The 15,162-nt window shown below is 26.9% G+C and carries 16 protein-coding genes and 1 tRNA gene; 11 read left to right on the top strand and 6 right to left on the bottom strand.

What is annotated here, in order from left to right; genetic code table 4:
• Positions 1-27: 27 nt before the first annotated feature.
• The 11 genes from infC (at position 28) to FRW55_RS01035 (ending at position 9,203) form a co-directional block, all read left to right on the top strand.
• Entirely contained in the window at positions 28-633 is a 606-nt protein-coding gene (gene infC / locus FRW55_RS01085; RefSeq protein WP_336603155.1) for a translation initiation factor IF-3, read from the top strand.
• A complete protein-coding gene (gene rpmI / locus FRW55_RS01080) occupies positions 634-822 on the top strand; it encodes a 50S ribosomal protein L35 (protein ID WP_146308774.1) in 189 nt (62 codons plus the stop codon).
• A 61-nt stretch (positions 823-883) separates the two neighbouring features.
• Positions 884-1,237, top strand: coding sequence for a 50S ribosomal protein L20 (rplT, locus tag FRW55_RS01075; RefSeq protein ID WP_146367237.1), 354 nt, complete (start codon positions 884-886; stop codon positions 1,235-1,237).
• Between the two features lie 78 nt (positions 1,238-1,315).
• Complete coding sequence (mnmA, locus tag FRW55_RS01070) at positions 1,316-2,434, top strand: tRNA 2-thiouridine(34) synthase MnmA (RefSeq protein ID WP_146368368.1); 1,119 nt, start codon at positions 1,316-1,318, stop codon at positions 2,432-2,434.
• A 14-nt stretch (positions 2,435-2,448) separates the two neighbouring features.
• A complete protein-coding gene (alaS, locus tag FRW55_RS01065; protein WP_146368367.1) occupies positions 2,449-5,070 on the top strand; it encodes an alanine--tRNA ligase in 2,622 nt (873 codons plus the stop codon).
• Positions 5,063-5,488, top strand: coding sequence for a Holliday junction resolvase RuvX (gene ruvX, locus FRW55_RS01060; RefSeq protein WP_146367234.1), 426 nt, complete (start codon positions 5,063-5,065; stop codon positions 5,486-5,488). The genes alaS and ruvX overlap by 8 nt, the downstream gene beginning before the upstream one ends.
• 7 nt (positions 5,489-5,495) lie before the next feature.
• Positions 5,496-6,140: a BC85_0335 family putative methyltransferase gene (locus FRW55_RS01055; protein ID WP_146368366.1), complete on the top strand. Its 645-nt coding sequence runs from the start codon at positions 5,496-5,498 to the stop codon at positions 6,138-6,140.
• Positions 6,141-6,187: 47 nt separating this feature from the next.
• The gene (gene greA, locus FRW55_RS01050; RefSeq protein ID WP_146367232.1) at positions 6,188-6,673 is read left to right on the top strand and encodes a transcription elongation factor GreA; all 486 of its coding nucleotides are present in this window, start codon (positions 6,188-6,190) and stop codon (positions 6,671-6,673) included.
• A gap of 6 nt (positions 6,674-6,679) precedes the next feature.
• Entirely contained in the window at positions 6,680-7,357 is a 678-nt protein-coding gene (locus FRW55_RS01045) for a deoxynucleoside kinase (protein ID WP_146367231.1), read from the top strand.
• Positions 7,350-8,261, top strand: a complete 912-nt coding sequence (locus FRW55_RS01040) for an ABC transporter ATP-binding protein (protein ID WP_146368365.1) — start codon at positions 7,350-7,352, stop codon at positions 8,259-8,261. The genes FRW55_RS01045 and FRW55_RS01040 overlap by 8 nt, the downstream gene beginning before the upstream one ends.
• Complete coding sequence (locus FRW55_RS01035; protein WP_146368364.1) at positions 8,262-9,203, top strand: ABC transporter permease; 942 nt, start codon at positions 8,262-8,264, stop codon at positions 9,201-9,203. It abuts the gene before it with no gap.
• Between the two features lie 74 nt (positions 9,204-9,277).
• Here FRW55_RS01035 and FRW55_RS01030 read toward each other — a convergent pair.
• The 6 genes from FRW55_RS01030 to FRW55_RS01005 form a co-directional block, all read right to left on the bottom strand.
• Positions 9,278-9,362: transfer RNA gene (locus FRW55_RS01030), tRNA-Leu, on the bottom strand.
• A gap of 98 nt (positions 9,363-9,460) precedes the next feature.
• Positions 9,461-10,462, bottom strand: a complete 1,002-nt coding sequence (gap, locus tag FRW55_RS01025; RefSeq protein WP_146368363.1) for a type I glyceraldehyde-3-phosphate dehydrogenase — start codon at positions 10,460-10,462, stop codon at positions 9,461-9,463.
• A gap of 133 nt (positions 10,463-10,595) precedes the next feature.
• The gene (locus tag FRW55_RS01020; protein WP_146368362.1) at positions 10,596-12,713 is read right to left on the bottom strand and encodes an OppA family ABC transporter substrate-binding lipoprotein; all 2,118 of its coding nucleotides are present in this window, start codon (positions 12,711-12,713) and stop codon (positions 10,596-10,598) included.
• Positions 12,714-12,719: 6 nt separating this feature from the next.
• Positions 12,720-13,805 (bottom strand): ABC transporter permease subunit, encoded by a 1,086-nt coding sequence (locus FRW55_RS01015; protein ID WP_146368361.1) that lies wholly within the window; start codon positions 13,803-13,805, stop codon positions 12,720-12,722.
• A complete protein-coding gene (locus FRW55_RS01010) occupies positions 13,798-14,766 on the bottom strand; it encodes an ABC transporter permease subunit (protein WP_146368360.1) in 969 nt (322 codons plus the stop codon). The genes FRW55_RS01015 and FRW55_RS01010 overlap by 8 nt, the downstream gene beginning before the upstream one ends.
• 51 nt (positions 14,767-14,817) lie before the next feature.
• Entirely contained in the window at positions 14,818-15,081 is a 264-nt protein-coding gene (locus tag FRW55_RS01005) for an HPr family phosphocarrier protein (RefSeq protein ID WP_006886786.1), read from the bottom strand.
• Positions 15,082-15,162: the final 81 nt, after the last annotated feature.

The following is a 15,162-nucleotide window of genomic DNA, read 5'->3' as shown; positions in this document are numbered from 1 at the left end:
AAACCACATTTTTATTTTAAGGAGTACATTATAAAAGCAGGAAATAGAAAACCTAGTGCAGAGCACTATGTAAATCAAGCAATCCCTTTCAAACAAGTTTTTCTTATAGGACCTGATGGCGAAAAAATTGGTGTTAAATACACAAATGAAGCTATCGAGATGGCAAAAAGTCAAAAACTTGATTTGGTTTTAATTCAAGTTGAACCAAAACCAATTGCCAGAATGTTGGATTATGGAAAATTCAAATACGACCGTAAGAAAAAACAAAAAGAAATTAAGGAAAAACAAACTAACATACAAAATCGTGAAGTTCGCCTTACACCTATGATTGGTGAAAATGACTTACTTACAAAAAGTCGTAAAGCACGTGAATTCTTACTTAAAGGTGACAGAATTAAAGTTTCACTTAAGTTAAGGGGTCGTGAAATTGGGCGTCAAGATTTAGGTTTGGCTACATTGGATAAGTTTTTCAAAACTCTTGAAGATATAGCTGAAATCACAAAAGAAGCTGTGTTAGTAAATGATCGTTTTCTTGATATGAATCTCCAACCAAATAAACAAAAAATAGCTAAATACATTAAGAAGTTAGAAGACGAAAAGAAAAATGACGTCTCAACTAAAGAAGGAGAATAAATGCCAAAGATGAAAACTAAAAGTGCGTTAAAAAAACGTATTAAAATCACTGGAACTGGTAAAGTTTTAAGAGAACAAGCTTTCCGTTCACATTTAGCACAAAACAAAACAACTAAACAAAAACGTCATGCCCGTAAATCAAAATTAATGTCTAGATCAGATATCAAAAGATTTAAAGCATTATTTTAGTTAAAAACTAAAAAACACTAAAAATAACATTTAAAACAAAGATTGAAAGGAAATAGATATTATGGCAAGAGTTAAAGGCGGAACAGTTACAAGAGCAAGACGTAAAAAATGATTAAAATTAGCTAAAGGATACTTTGGACACAAATCAGTAGGATACAAAGTAGCTAAACAAGCGGTTGTTAAATCATGAACATATGCGTTTAGAGACCGTAAACAAGTTAAAAGAGATTTCCGTAAATTATGAATCGCTCGTATTAACGCAGCTACTAGAGCTGAAGGAATGAGCTACTCAAGATTCATTAACGGATTAAAGAAAGCTAACATTACAATTAACAGAAAAATGCTTTCTGAATTAGCTATTAATGAACCTAATACATTTAAAGCATTAGTTAAAATCGTTGAAGATCAAAAATAATAACAACCATTGGTTGTTTTTATTTAACTTGTTAAATAAAAAGTTTATAATTTATAAGATTTAAAATAGGGGTAAAAAATGAAGAAAAAAAGGGTAGTTATTGGTTTAAGTGGAGGAGTAGATTCTTCTGTTGCAGCTTACTTACTTAAACAGTGAGGTTATGAAGTTGTTGGACTATTTATGCGAAATTGAGATAGTATGTTAAACAACGATATTTTAGGTAATGAAGACATCAATCAAAGCATTTGTCCACAAGAACAGGATTACTTAGATGCTATTGAAGTAGCTAAAAAACTTGATATAGAATTACACCGCGTTGACTTTATTAAAGAATATTGAGATAATGTTTTTCAAAATTTTATTGAGGAATATAAAAAAGGTAGAACCCCTAACCCTGACATTTTGTGTAATAAGTACATAAAATTTAATGCTTTTGCTAATCATGCTTTCAATAATCTTAATGCAGATTTTATAGCTATGGGACATTACGCAAAAGTAGAGAATGGACACTTATACAGAGCTAAAGATGTAAATAAAGATCAAACCTATTTTTTATCCCAACTAACTCATGAACAATTAAATAAAGTAATTATGCCATTAGCAGAATTAAATAAAGAAGAAGTTAGAGAAATTGCTAAAAATGTAGGCTTAATTACAGCAAATAAAAAAGATTCAACAGGAATATGTTTTATTGGTGAAAGAAATTTTGTTAAGTTTTTACAAAATTATATTCCTGCTCAACCAGGTGACACTATTGATATTATCACTGGTAAAAAAGTAGGAACTCATGATGGTTGCTATTATTATACTATTGGTCAAAGAAAAGGACTTAATCTTGGCGGAATGAAGGAACCTTATTATGTTTGTGGGCACAATGTTCACAAAAACATTTTATATGTTGCACCATCTTCACATGAAGAGTTCTTAAACTCAAATAATTTAATAGCATCTAACTTAAACTTAAATAATACTGATTTTAATTATGAAAATCTTAGTGCTAAATTCAGATACAGACAAAATGATATTAAAGTCAGAATTAAAATGCTTGAAAATAATTGTGTAAGAGTTTACTATGATGAAGGTTCTCAAGCAATCACACCAGGCCAACAAGTCGTTTTGTACGACGGGGATAAATGCATTGGTGGTGGAATTATTGAAGAGATTTTCTATAATGATAAAAAATTAGACTATATTTAATTAAAGGATACGATATGAATTCAAAAGAAATAAGACAAAGTTGATTAGATTTCTTCAAATCTAAAGATCATTTAGTTGTTGAGAGCAAAAGTTTGATTCCGGTAAATGACCCTTCTCTATTATGAATTAATTCTGGAGTGGCAACTCTTAAAGATTATTTTTCAGGTAAGAAAATACCACCTTCAAAAAGATTGACAAACTCACAAAAATCAATACGTACAAATGATATTGAAAATGTCGGGGTTACCGCAAGACACCATACATTTTTCGAAATGCTTGGTAATTTTTCAATTGGAGATTATTTCAAAAAAGAAGCTATTAGTTTTGCAGTTGAATACTTATTAGATGTTTTAAAACTTGATAAAGAAAGACTTTACTTTACATACTACTTTGAAGACGTCGAAACTAAGGAATTATGAATGTCACATGGTATTTCTGAAGATAAAATGATTCCTGGTTCAAAAGACACTAACTTCTGAGAAGTTGGTAGTGGACCATGCGGACCAAATACTGAAATTTTTTATGATCGCGGTGAAAAATATGACTCAAGAGGGATTGAATTATTGAAAAACGATATAGAAAATGATAGATATATTGAAATTTGAAATATCGTGTTTTCAACATACAACTCTGATGGTGAAGGAAATTACACTGAATTAAAACAAAAAAATATCGATACTGGTGCTGGTTTTGAAAGACTTGTTTCAATTTTACAGGATGCTCCAACCAACTATGATACTGACTTATTTTTACCTATTATCCATGAAATTGAAAAATATACTGAATTTAAATACGACACCAACAATTACTTTATTAAAAATAAAGAACAAGAGTCAATTAATACTAACTTCAAAATTATTGCTGACCATATGAGAACAGTTGTTAATGCGATCGCAGACGGCGCTAGACCTTCAAATGTTGGACGTGGTTACATTTTAAGAAGACTTTTGAGAAGAAGTATTTACAAATCATTTGAATTAAAAATTTCTGAGCAACCATTTTTATTTAATCTCTGTTCAGTTATAAAAAACACTTTACCGTTTGAATATGATGAAAATGAAGTTGCAAATATTGTTAAACAAGAAGAATTGCTTTTTGCAAATACAATGGAAAAAGGACGTCAACTTCTTGCTAAACATATCAGTGAAAACACTAAAGAATTTTCTGGTGAATTAGCATTCAAACTTTTTGAAACTTATGGATTCCCAATCGAGCTAACTACTGAAATTCTAAGTCAAAATAATATAACAATTAACATAGATGAATTTAATTCTGCAAAAGAAAAACACGCTGAAGCTTCAAGAGTCCAAAAAGTAAACGGAATGGAAAAAGCAATAAATGTTTTAGCATTAATTAATTCAAAAATTGATAAGTTCATCGGTTATGAATATACAGACAACCAAACAGAAATTTTAAAATTAATGGACAGCGAAAATTTTGTTGATGAATTTGACGGTATTGGGTATGTTATTTTAAAAGAAACACCATTTTATGCAACTAGTGGTGGACAAAAACATGACCGTGGATTCATGATACAAAATGGAAATAAAATAAAAATTTTAGATGTATTTAAGGATAAATACGGAAATCACATTCACAAAGTTAGTGGTGCGTTGAATAAAGATGATGAAGTGGAATGTCATGTCGATAAGACTATAAGATTAGGTTTAGAAAGAAACCACTCCGGTACTCACTTATTATTCTGTGCATTAAGAAATGTTTTAGGAAACCAAATTGTTCAACTTGGTTCAGACAATAACGAAGAACGTCTTACTTTCGATATGCCTGCTGATGAGAAACCAACAGATAAACAAATTAGAGAAATCGAAAAATTAGTTAGAAGTTATATTAAACGTGATGTAAAGAGAAATTATTTACAAATGACAACTGATGAAGCTAAAAAAATGGGTGCTATTATGACACTTGAAGAAGGTGAGTATATGGACCCTAAAAACGTCAGAATTGTTCAGTTTGAAGGAATTACTGCTGACCTTTGCGGTGGAACTCACTTAAGTAATAGTGGTAAACTAGAAAACTTTAAAATTACAAATGTTGATAAAAAAGGTGCAAGAATTTATAGAATAAGAGCTATTTCATCGAACAAATTAGTTGATCAATACTTAGATTCGCAAATTGATGAAATTATTGAATTATTAAATTCTTCAGTGGCTAAAATTAAAGAATTAGATTCATCTTACAACCTTGAAATAAAAGAAGTTTTTGCTGATAAAGAAGAGTACATTGACTATTTAAATAATTTAGTTGAACAAGTAAAAGAGGATTCAAAAGCAGTTCAAAAGAAATTGTCTAACATTTCAAGTAATGATTACAATGTTGAAATAGACTTAGAAATAAATGGTACTAGTTTCCTTGTCGTTACCACAGAAAACTCAAATATTGTAAAAAATCTTTCTTCAACATTAAGAGAAGAAAATCCTGATAAGTTAGTAATAGTTTATCTAAAAAATACTTTACCATCAGTTATTTCTATTGCGTCTAAAAAATATGACTCAAATCAATTCGCTAAATTAATTTGGGAAAAATTTGATGGAAGAGGTGGTGGAAATCAAATCTTATCAATGGGAAGAATTAATAAAAAATTCGATATAGCTGAACTTTTTACAAAAAATGCGTAAGTTAGCTTTAGATTTAGGTACTAGAACTTGCGGTTTTGCTATATCTGATGAATTAGCTATAATTGCAAGTCCGCTTGAAAATTTTAGATTTGATGAAAATGACTTTGATTCAGTAATTTCAAAAACAATTAATTATCTTGAATCATATAAAAATGTTGATGAAATAATTTTAGGTTTACCGCTTCGTTCAAATGGCTCTAAAAGCGAGCGAACAATAATGGTAGAAAACTTCAAAAACAAACTTGAATCAAAACTAATTGAAATAGATAAAAAACTACCTATCAAATTTATTAATGAATATGGTTCAACAAAAGATGCTGAAAACATCATGATTCAAGCTGGTTTATCACGTCAAAAGAGAAAAAAACATAAGGATAAATTAGCTGCTGTAATTATTTTGGAAAGATATTTAAATTAGGAGTTTTATGAAATTAGGATTAATTATCAGTGCTATAGTTGTATTTGTAGTCGGTTTATCTATAGGAATGTTCTTAATTCTGAAAGCAAAAAAAATGCAAAAGAAATTAATCAGTGATTATGACTCAAAAATGCAAGAGGAAATAGTCAAAATTAGAGAAAAATATGGTGAATTACCAGCTTCATTCTCTGAACTATTCCCTTGTAAAATTGATACTTTAGACATTGAGTTCATGATTCAAACAATCTGTAGAAATAATTACGAAAAAAATTTAATTGTTAGTGATGAGTTATATTCATTTGCAACTGCACAAGAAGTTGCTAAAAAATCACTTTATTACATTCCTGAATTTTTTGATGCTGAAAAATGAAACGAAGTAGCTAATAAAACTGAAAACAAAATTATTAATTACAAACCGATTGAGTATAATGAAGAAAATTTAGATTCAGTGATAGTTTTTAATGACATCGATCCATTTTCAATTTACAGAAAAATGTATTCAAAATTAAACAAAAATGGAATGATAATAATCAAATACTCTAAAACGAACAAACAAGGATTTTCTTTATTAAAAAGTGAATTAGAAAATAATAAAATTCCACATGAGTATTCATTTGTAAAAACAAAATATTTATTCATTAAAAAAGATTAAAAACATATAAAAGTTAATGGTAAAATAATATTAATTAGGAGGCTAAAATGGCAGCACAAAACCAAAATGATCAAAAAATATATATAGCATTAGAAACACTTGAAAAATATAAAAAAGAATATGAGAATTTAGTAAACGTTGAACGTCCTTTAGTTCAAGAAGCTCTTAAAGAGGCTAGAGCTCAAGGTGACCTTTCTGAAAACGCCGAATATGATGCAGCTAGAGATCGTCAAGCTATGGTTGAATCAAGAATTAGCGAACTTGAAAGTATTATCGACCGTGCAGTTATTATTGAAAATAACCTAAAAGGAAAAGTTGGGATCGGTACAACAGTTACATTCAAAAACTTAAACGATGATGAACAAGTTACAGTTACAATCATGGGTTCACATGATGCTAACCCATTTGAAGGTAAAATTTCAAATGAAAGTCCTTTAGCAGATGCTCTACTTGATCACAAAATGGGTGATGTAGTTGAAGTTGATGCTCCAGTTAAGTATTCTGTCCAAATTTTAAAAATTGAACAACAATAGGATGATATGTTAGTTGGTATTAGTGGAATGATAAGCAGTGGTAAAAGTACACTAACTCATAAGTTAGTGGATTTTTACGGTAAACACTGCTTATTTTTAAATGAATATGAACATGATGATGAAGTGTTCAATACATTTCTAAAATGATTATATGACAGAAAAAATAATATTGGACTTGGTTTTCAAACATATGTTGTAGAAAATCATCTAGCACGTGTGGATAGCATTAATTACAGATTTAACTTACTTGGCATGGATAAAGATAATGAATTCATATTTTTGGATCGATTCTGTCTAGAACAGTATATTTTTGCATTAGTAAATCTAAAAACTAGTCAACAAAAAGTTTGACTCGCTTATCAAAAGGCTTTTGAAATAATGGTTTCCAAGGAGCAATTACCTGAATTAGTTATCTATTTAGATATAGATTTCGATGTTTTCAAACAAAGAATTATGCAACGTGGTCGTGATGTTGAAATAAGCAATTTTGAAATTAATAAAGAATATTTCAAAGAGTTACACGCAACATATAAAACAATGTTCTTGAAATTGATTGAAAAATATGATCTTAACTGCAAAATTATAAATACAAATAACAAAAATGAAGAAGAAGTATTTATCGAAGCTAAAAACTTAATTGAAGAATTCAAAAAAAATAGAAATCTTAAACAATCCAATGAGTAACATAATAGAAATAAAAAGTTTAACAAAAATCTATGACAAAAAAGTTAAAGCTGTTGATAATATTAATTTTGAAGTTAAAGAAGGAACTCTATTTAGTTTCTTAGGATTAAATGGAGCTGGTAAAAGTACTACAATCAATATAATTGCTGGAATACTTAAAAAAACATCAGGAAATGTCATTATTAATGGTTATGACATTGATAAATATCCTGAAAAAACAAATGAATACATTGGTATAGTGTTTCAAAAATCAGTGTTGGATAGTGAGTTAACCGTTTATGAAAATCTTTATTTAAGAGGAAGTTTATACTTTAATGATAAGTCTAAACTTAAAGAAAGAATCAAAAAAGTAATTGAACAATTTGAACTTTCCAACATACTAAAGAGACAATATAATAAACTTTCTGGTGGTCAAAAACGTAGAGTAGACATCGCCAGAGCAATGATTCACAATCCTAAAGTTTTAATTTTAGATGAACCTACAACCGGTTTAGATCCAATAACAAGAATTTTAGTTTGAGATGTTATTAAAAAACAACAAAAAGAAAATAATATGACCATATTTTTAACAACACACTATCTTGAGGAAGCTAATGATTCAGACTATGTATGCATCATAGATAATGGAATAATAAAAGTTAAGGGAACACCTGCTGAATTAAAGAAATCTTACGCAAGCACATTATTAAAACTAACACCAAAAGATATTGAAAATTTTATTTCTAAGCTTAATTTAGAATTTGAAAGATTTAACGATACTATAGTTATAAAATTCAAAACTTTTGACCAAGCAAATCAATTTTTATTAGCAAATGTTAATGAATTATCTTCATACGAAGTTATTAAAGGTAATATGGATCAAGTATTTCTAAATGTTACTAATAAAAAAGTAAGTGAGGTTTAAATGAATGCGTTATTAAATAGATTATTTAAGATTTTCTTTAAGAGAAAATTATCAGTTATTTTTACTTTATTAACACCACTAATAATCATATTTGTCTATATATTAGTATTAAAGAATAATTTTAATAAAAATAGTGATGATTTCCTAAGTAAATTGAGTTATGGAATTACCATAGATACAAATTCGCTAGAATTCATTAGAGAAAGAATGTATTCTATGGCTGATCAATTCTTTGTTTGCGGTCTATTAGCAACAACAAGTTTTACGATACCATTTAGCTTATGTAAAACTATGATCGATGACAAGGATAAAGAAATTATTAATGATTTTTCATCATCGCCAATAAAAAGTTGAAAAATTCGTTATTCTTACATAATTTTCAATATTTTAGCTAATTTGATGATAACAACATTTATTTTCGCAATAGCAATAATTTATATTTGCATAACTGGTTCTATAATTTTTGTTAAACCAATCAAAATATTCTTCATTTATTTAATTTCGATTTTAGGAGTCATCTCTTCTTCGCTACTAGCAGTTAATATATTTTGAAATGTTAAAAAAGATTGAATATTTTCTGCAGTTTTAATGCCTGTTTCCGTAATTTCAGGTTTTGCAATTGGTGCATATATGCCAGTTTCTCTATTTCCTGATTTTATCGAGTCAATATTTAATCTAATCCCTGCTTCTGGACTATCTATATCTATGAGAAATGTTTTAATGGATGATTCTTTTAAAGAAATAACAAGTAAACTAAATGAATTAACTAATGGTAGTTTCACTAATTATCAAATTTTCATAGATTTGTTCAGCATAAAAGGTAATTTGTTCGGAAAATATTTTGACTACAGAATGTTCACATTATATTCCTCAGTGTTTACAATACTATTTGCTTCAATTATTTTACTATTTGAATTAAAACATAAAAGGAGAGTTAAATAATTAACTCTTTTATTTTATTTTAAAATAAAAAGTTTAATACGGACTTCGTATTAAACCTACGCAATAAGAATTAATGGTGCGCGAGGAGGGACTCGAACCCTCAAGCCGTTAAGCACTAGAGCCTAAATCTAGCGTGTCTGCCAATTTCACCACTCGCGCATCTAAATTTGTAAATTAATTATAACACTTTTTATTTTTAAGAATAGCAAATAAAAGAAAAACAAGACTTAAAATCTTGTTTTTCTTTTATTTAATTATTATTTTAATTTAGCAAAGTAATCAACTGTTCTTACTAATTGACATACGTATGACATTTCATTGTCATATCATGAGAATAATTTGTATAAGTTTCCATCTTTTGTAGATTTAACTGATGTTAATTCTGGATCAAAGATTGAACCGTATGTTGAACCGATAACGTCTGATGAAACAATTGGGTTTGTTTCGTATTTTAATGTTTCGTTAGCAGCTTTAGCAAAAGCAGCGTTGATTTCTTCAACTGTTGGTTGTTTGTCTAATACTAATGTTAAGTCAACAAGTGAACCTGTAATTGTAGGAACACGAACAGCTGAACCATCAAGAATTCCAGCAGCTTCAGGAACTACAAGACCAATAGCTTTAGCAGCACCTGTTGTTGTAGGAACCATGTTTTGAGCAGCAGCTCTAGCTCTACGTAAGTCACGGTGAGGAGCATCTTGAATGTTTTGGTCACCTGTATATGAGTGAATTGTTGTCATAAATCCTGATTTAATTCCAAAGTTGTCTACTAAAACTTTAACAACTGGAGCTAAACAGTTTGTTGTACATGAAGCACCTGAGATAATGTCATCTTGTGCTGTTAATGTTTCGTGGTTTACGTTGTAAACGATTGTTTTAACATCGCTTCCAGCTGGAGCTGAAATAACAACTTTTTTAGCACCAGCTTTTAAGTGTTTTGAAGCTCCTTCACGTTTTACGAATCTTCCTGTACATTCTAAAACAAGGTCGATTCCTAATTCACCTCATGGTAAGTTTTCAGGATCTTTTTCAGCGAAAACTTTAATTTCGTTTCCGTTTAAGAATAATGAATCTCCTTCAACTTTAACATCAGCTTTTAATTCACCAAAAGCTGTATCGAATTTTAATAAGTGTGCTAATGTTTTAGCATCTGTTAAGTCGTTAACAGCAACAACTACTAAATCATTGTTGTTTAATTCAACTAAACGACGTAAAACTAATCTTCCAATTCTTCCGAATCCGTTAATTGCAATTTTTTTCATTGGATATACCTTTCTAATTTAATAAATATATTTATTTGTATAGATTTATACATAGATATTATATAGTTTTCATTGAATATAAGTCTGAAGTTTTATCTATTAGAAAACTATTATGGTAATAATAACAAGAAATTTATCTTATTCGAATTGATTGAAAATGTTCATAACCCAAATCGTTAACAGGTTTAATATAATCATTTTGGACTATTTCGTATGAAAAATTATTTATGTTTGTCGAGCAAGTTGGATTAATAAAGGAGTTAAAAATCATATCTAATTCACTTATTAATTTTGCCTTTTCTAGTGAACTAAGAGTTTTTATAAATTCAAAAAGCAATTCATTAAAATTCTCTTGTTTGTCTTGAATAAATTTGTTAAAGTGAGATAGTATTTCACATTTTGAACTTATATCTGATTTTTGGACAAATATTTTAATTGCATCAAGATCATAATTTTTTATTAATTCACTATAAGAATCGTTAATGTATTCAATATTTAAGAATTTTATAAATGAATTATATTGTTTAAAATATGTTTCTTCAACCTCAACAAATTTGACATCAAGGCGTTTATCTAGATTATTAATATTTTGTTCAATATTTTTATAAATTTGCTTAATTATAGATGAATTAGTTCTTAAATACGGAATTGTAAATGAGATCTTTTCATCAAACTGTAAATTGACTTCATCTATCAATTTATTTATCTCAGTTTTTATAAAATCATAATTAGGTGATCTTAATAATTGCTCATAATCAATAAGTAAATCTGAATTATCGTAATATTTGTAATCTATAGGATTCACTGTTATAACTTCTTTTAAATTTCTGCTGAAAATATATTGCTGATTTGCTCAGGTATATGCATCTAAAAGTTTTTTGTATGAAGAATTACGCTCAGAAATATCTGTAGATGGATTAGATTGACTTAATCAATAATCATTGTTTGTTGCTAGTTTTATAAACTGTTGGACATTAATTGAATTAATTAAATAATTTCTAAATAAAATCGATTTTGTATCACCAAAAACAAAATTCTTAATATTATGTTCTGTTAATTTTTCAATTTCACTCCCATAAACAATCTTTGAAAAAGTATTATTAAAGTCAAACTTTTTATTAGAATCGAATTCATAATTCAATACTAATTTATTGATGTTTGAATTAGAAATATAATTTAGTTTAGGTTGAAGACCATAAATAGAACTGTTGTTTTTAATATTTTCTATTTGAGAACTATTAAAAATATTTAAGTTAGCTTCACTAACCAATGCTTGTCTAAAACTTTTAAAAGTTTGCAATCTAAAAGTTTCATCATCTAGTGGTGTTGATTTAAAATTTAACAATATTTTAGTTAGGGTATTTTTTGAATCGTTAAATTCTTGATCTGGAGAATTGAAATTTTTGATAAAAATTTGTTGTTCTATAGTGTTTTTATTCAATATATAACTACTTAAAAATAACATTTCATCTAAATTTGGATTAAACTGATCAATTACAATATTTTTATCTTTTAGCATCAATGTTGAAACGGGATTAAAAATCATATTCTTTATCATTTGCTCAAATATAAAATTTCCAGCTAAATTATTTTTAGAATTCAGAACTAACATTTCATCCTCAATTTCAAATGAAATAGCATATTCTTCAAGTAATTTATTTATTTCTTTTTTATTAGCTTCTTTACTGAAATTTATAATAAAGTCTTCTGCCCTTAATTTGTAGGTTGTTTTGATTCCCGATTTATCAACATAATTAATGTCTTTAATTATGAATTTAATTTTTTTTGCTTTATTTAAGTTCGAAATAAATTTTTCATTATTAATAGAAAAAATGTCACTACTTGTTAATTTTATGATTGGTTCATTTTTATTCGATTGATTAAAGTCGCTGTAATAACTGTTATTATAAACTTGTGTTGTATCATCATCAAATTCCAAGATTAAGGCATCAATTAGATTAAGTTTTAAATATTTTTTAGTGGATTGTTTAACTTCATTATTAACATTGTCATAAATCATTTTATCATAGTAGTTATATGAAATTATGGGTGCAAAAAGTAGCGACTCAGTATCATTATCGATTTTATTGAAAGTATTTAACTCTAATTTTGATGTTAAAAAATAGTTTTCCTTATTAAAACTTTTTATATAGATACTTTTGTCTTTAATTTCACCAATATATTGACATGAAACAAATGGAACGAAAGAGATTAAAAGTGGTGAAAAAAATAAATATTTTTTTAATTTCATATTCTCCTATCTTATAACTACTTTTGAACAAATATATAAATTTATAGTTAATATTTTAAGAACAACTATATAAAAACAAACACCGAAAATTACTAAAGTTGTTAAATAATAATCGTTAAAATTATCAAGAATATACTTGAATAGATTACCAATATTCAAACTCTCTTTGATACCTTGAACATTAAAGAAACTTACGCTCGATAAAATTAATATCGCTACAGTAAATTGATCACAAATCAAACTAATAGATTTATTCAAAACTCTCGGTAATATAATATTAAAAATAATTTTTGATTCACTATAACCATTAACTTTGTATGCATCAATCAAAAGATTATTTTTAAGTTCTTTAGTATCTGGATAAGCACTAAAGAAAAATACAGGAATCAATATTATGCTTAATATAACTGTCGCTAATCAATGTTGATAACCAAAAATATTAAAAAGTATAATCGAAATCAATGTTGATGGAATTAGAGAAATTGTTGAAATAAATAATTTATCGACTGATACATTAAAATTACACTTAAACGCTAAAAACACTCCTAGTGAATTTCCAATTAAAAGCGCTATAAAACAACTAATTAAGGAAATCAAAATCGTTAAACCGAAGCTATTTATAAAAATTGAATAATTATCATAACCTTCTTGATTAGTTCCAAATCAGGGGATGAACTTAATTATTTCAAAATTATTATTTTCAATCGAAAGTGCATTAATGACTTTATATGGATTATATGTTAATGAAACTAAATTTTCAGCGTAAATTGTATTTACAATTTCTACTTTATTTTCTGAAGCCAGTCTTAAAATTAATTGATATTCACTATCATAATTAAAGCTTTTTGTTATATAAGGATTGAAAACATTTGGCAAATTATAAGAAAGATGACTATTTAAAATTACCTGATTATATTTATATGGATAAAAAAGTAAACTTAATATTATTCAAATAAAAAATAAAGTTAATAAAATAGTCAAAATTAAGTTTATTTTCTTTGAAAAAAACCTAACAAAAAATCTACTATTATCTTGATTTATTATGTTTTTTAATTCTTCTTTATTTGAGGACAACTTAAATAGGTTATTCATAGTTACCTCCAATTTTATTAATGAAAAAATTCTTTTTTATTATCTTAAATGATTTTAAGCTTTTAGAAAAAGGGTTTAAGAATTGGATTAATAAATCTAAAATAAATTGCAATGAAAATATAATCAATGTTGTAAAGAAAATTAAAAACATTATTAAATCAATCTCACTCATTCTAAAACCATTTAGTAGTATTAGCGACTGTCCAGGAATTTGAAATAATCTTTCAATAATCAATGAAAAAGCAATATTTACAGTTAAGGATGGAACTATAAAGTCTACTAAATTAATAAATGAATTTTTAAAAATATAACTTAAAAATATTTTTGTTTTACTTAATCCACATGTTCTAGCATTTGTTATAAAATCTTTATAAATAAGATCTAAAACTACTGTTTTAGTTGGTAAAGCTATAACACTTGTAGTTAAGACAGTTAGAACGATAATTGGTGTAATTAATGAATTGAGAGTTATTGTAGAATTAATTAATGATGGGTCTATAAATATCGTCGGTGCATCAATTGATTCGATGAAATTGATTATAAAAGGAATTATTATAAAAATAGGTATAGATGAGATTATAAAAAGAATTATTTGTGTAACAATCTCATGGAATTTGCTATTATTGTAGGCCATATAAACGCCAATAAAATAACCTAAAAATAAACCTAAGATGAAACTAAGAAAAACAATGATGAAAGTTCATGAAAAATAATAGAAAAATAAATTTGGAACATTTTTGTATTCGTTATTTAGAATTTCATTTTTTATTGATCCGAACTTAAATGTCAAAATATCACATCAGTAATTTATTAACTTATTTAAAAGAGAAAAATCCTCAGATGTTTCTGAAGAGTTATTTGGTGAAATTAATGTAATGAATAAATAAAAAATATTTAAGATTATAAATACAAGCAATATAAAAATAAATACTTTTAGAATTAGTTCCTTAATTACCTTCACATATTCCTTTTATTTTTTAAAAAAAGTCGCTAAAACAGCGACATGAACAAATTAAATTAAATTGTTTGTTTTTAATGCATTTTCAATTGCGGCAATTGCGTCGTTTTCGTCTTCACCAGATACTTTAAAAGTAACTTGTGCACCAAATTTAACACCTAAAGCCATAATATTCATTATTGATTTTAAGTTTGCTTCACGTCCACCAACTAAAAGTTTTGAATCTGATTTAAATTTAGATGCAGTACCTACAAGAATTGTTGCAGGTCTAGCGTGTAATCCAATAGGATCTGCAATTGTACATGTAAATTCTTTCATTTTCACCTCCAACTTATTTTACTAATAATTGATATAAGAAATATTAACTAGTTAGTCTTATATAATTTTAGCATAAATATA

Source organism: Mycoplasma anserisalpingitidis, assembly GCF_007859615.1.
GTDB lineage: Bacteria > Bacillota_I > Bacilli_A > Mycoplasmatales > Metamycoplasmataceae > Mycoplasmopsis > Mycoplasmopsis anserisalpingitidis.
Note: the sequence above shows the minus strand (reverse complement) of the source record. Positions and strands in the feature narration are given on the sequence as shown.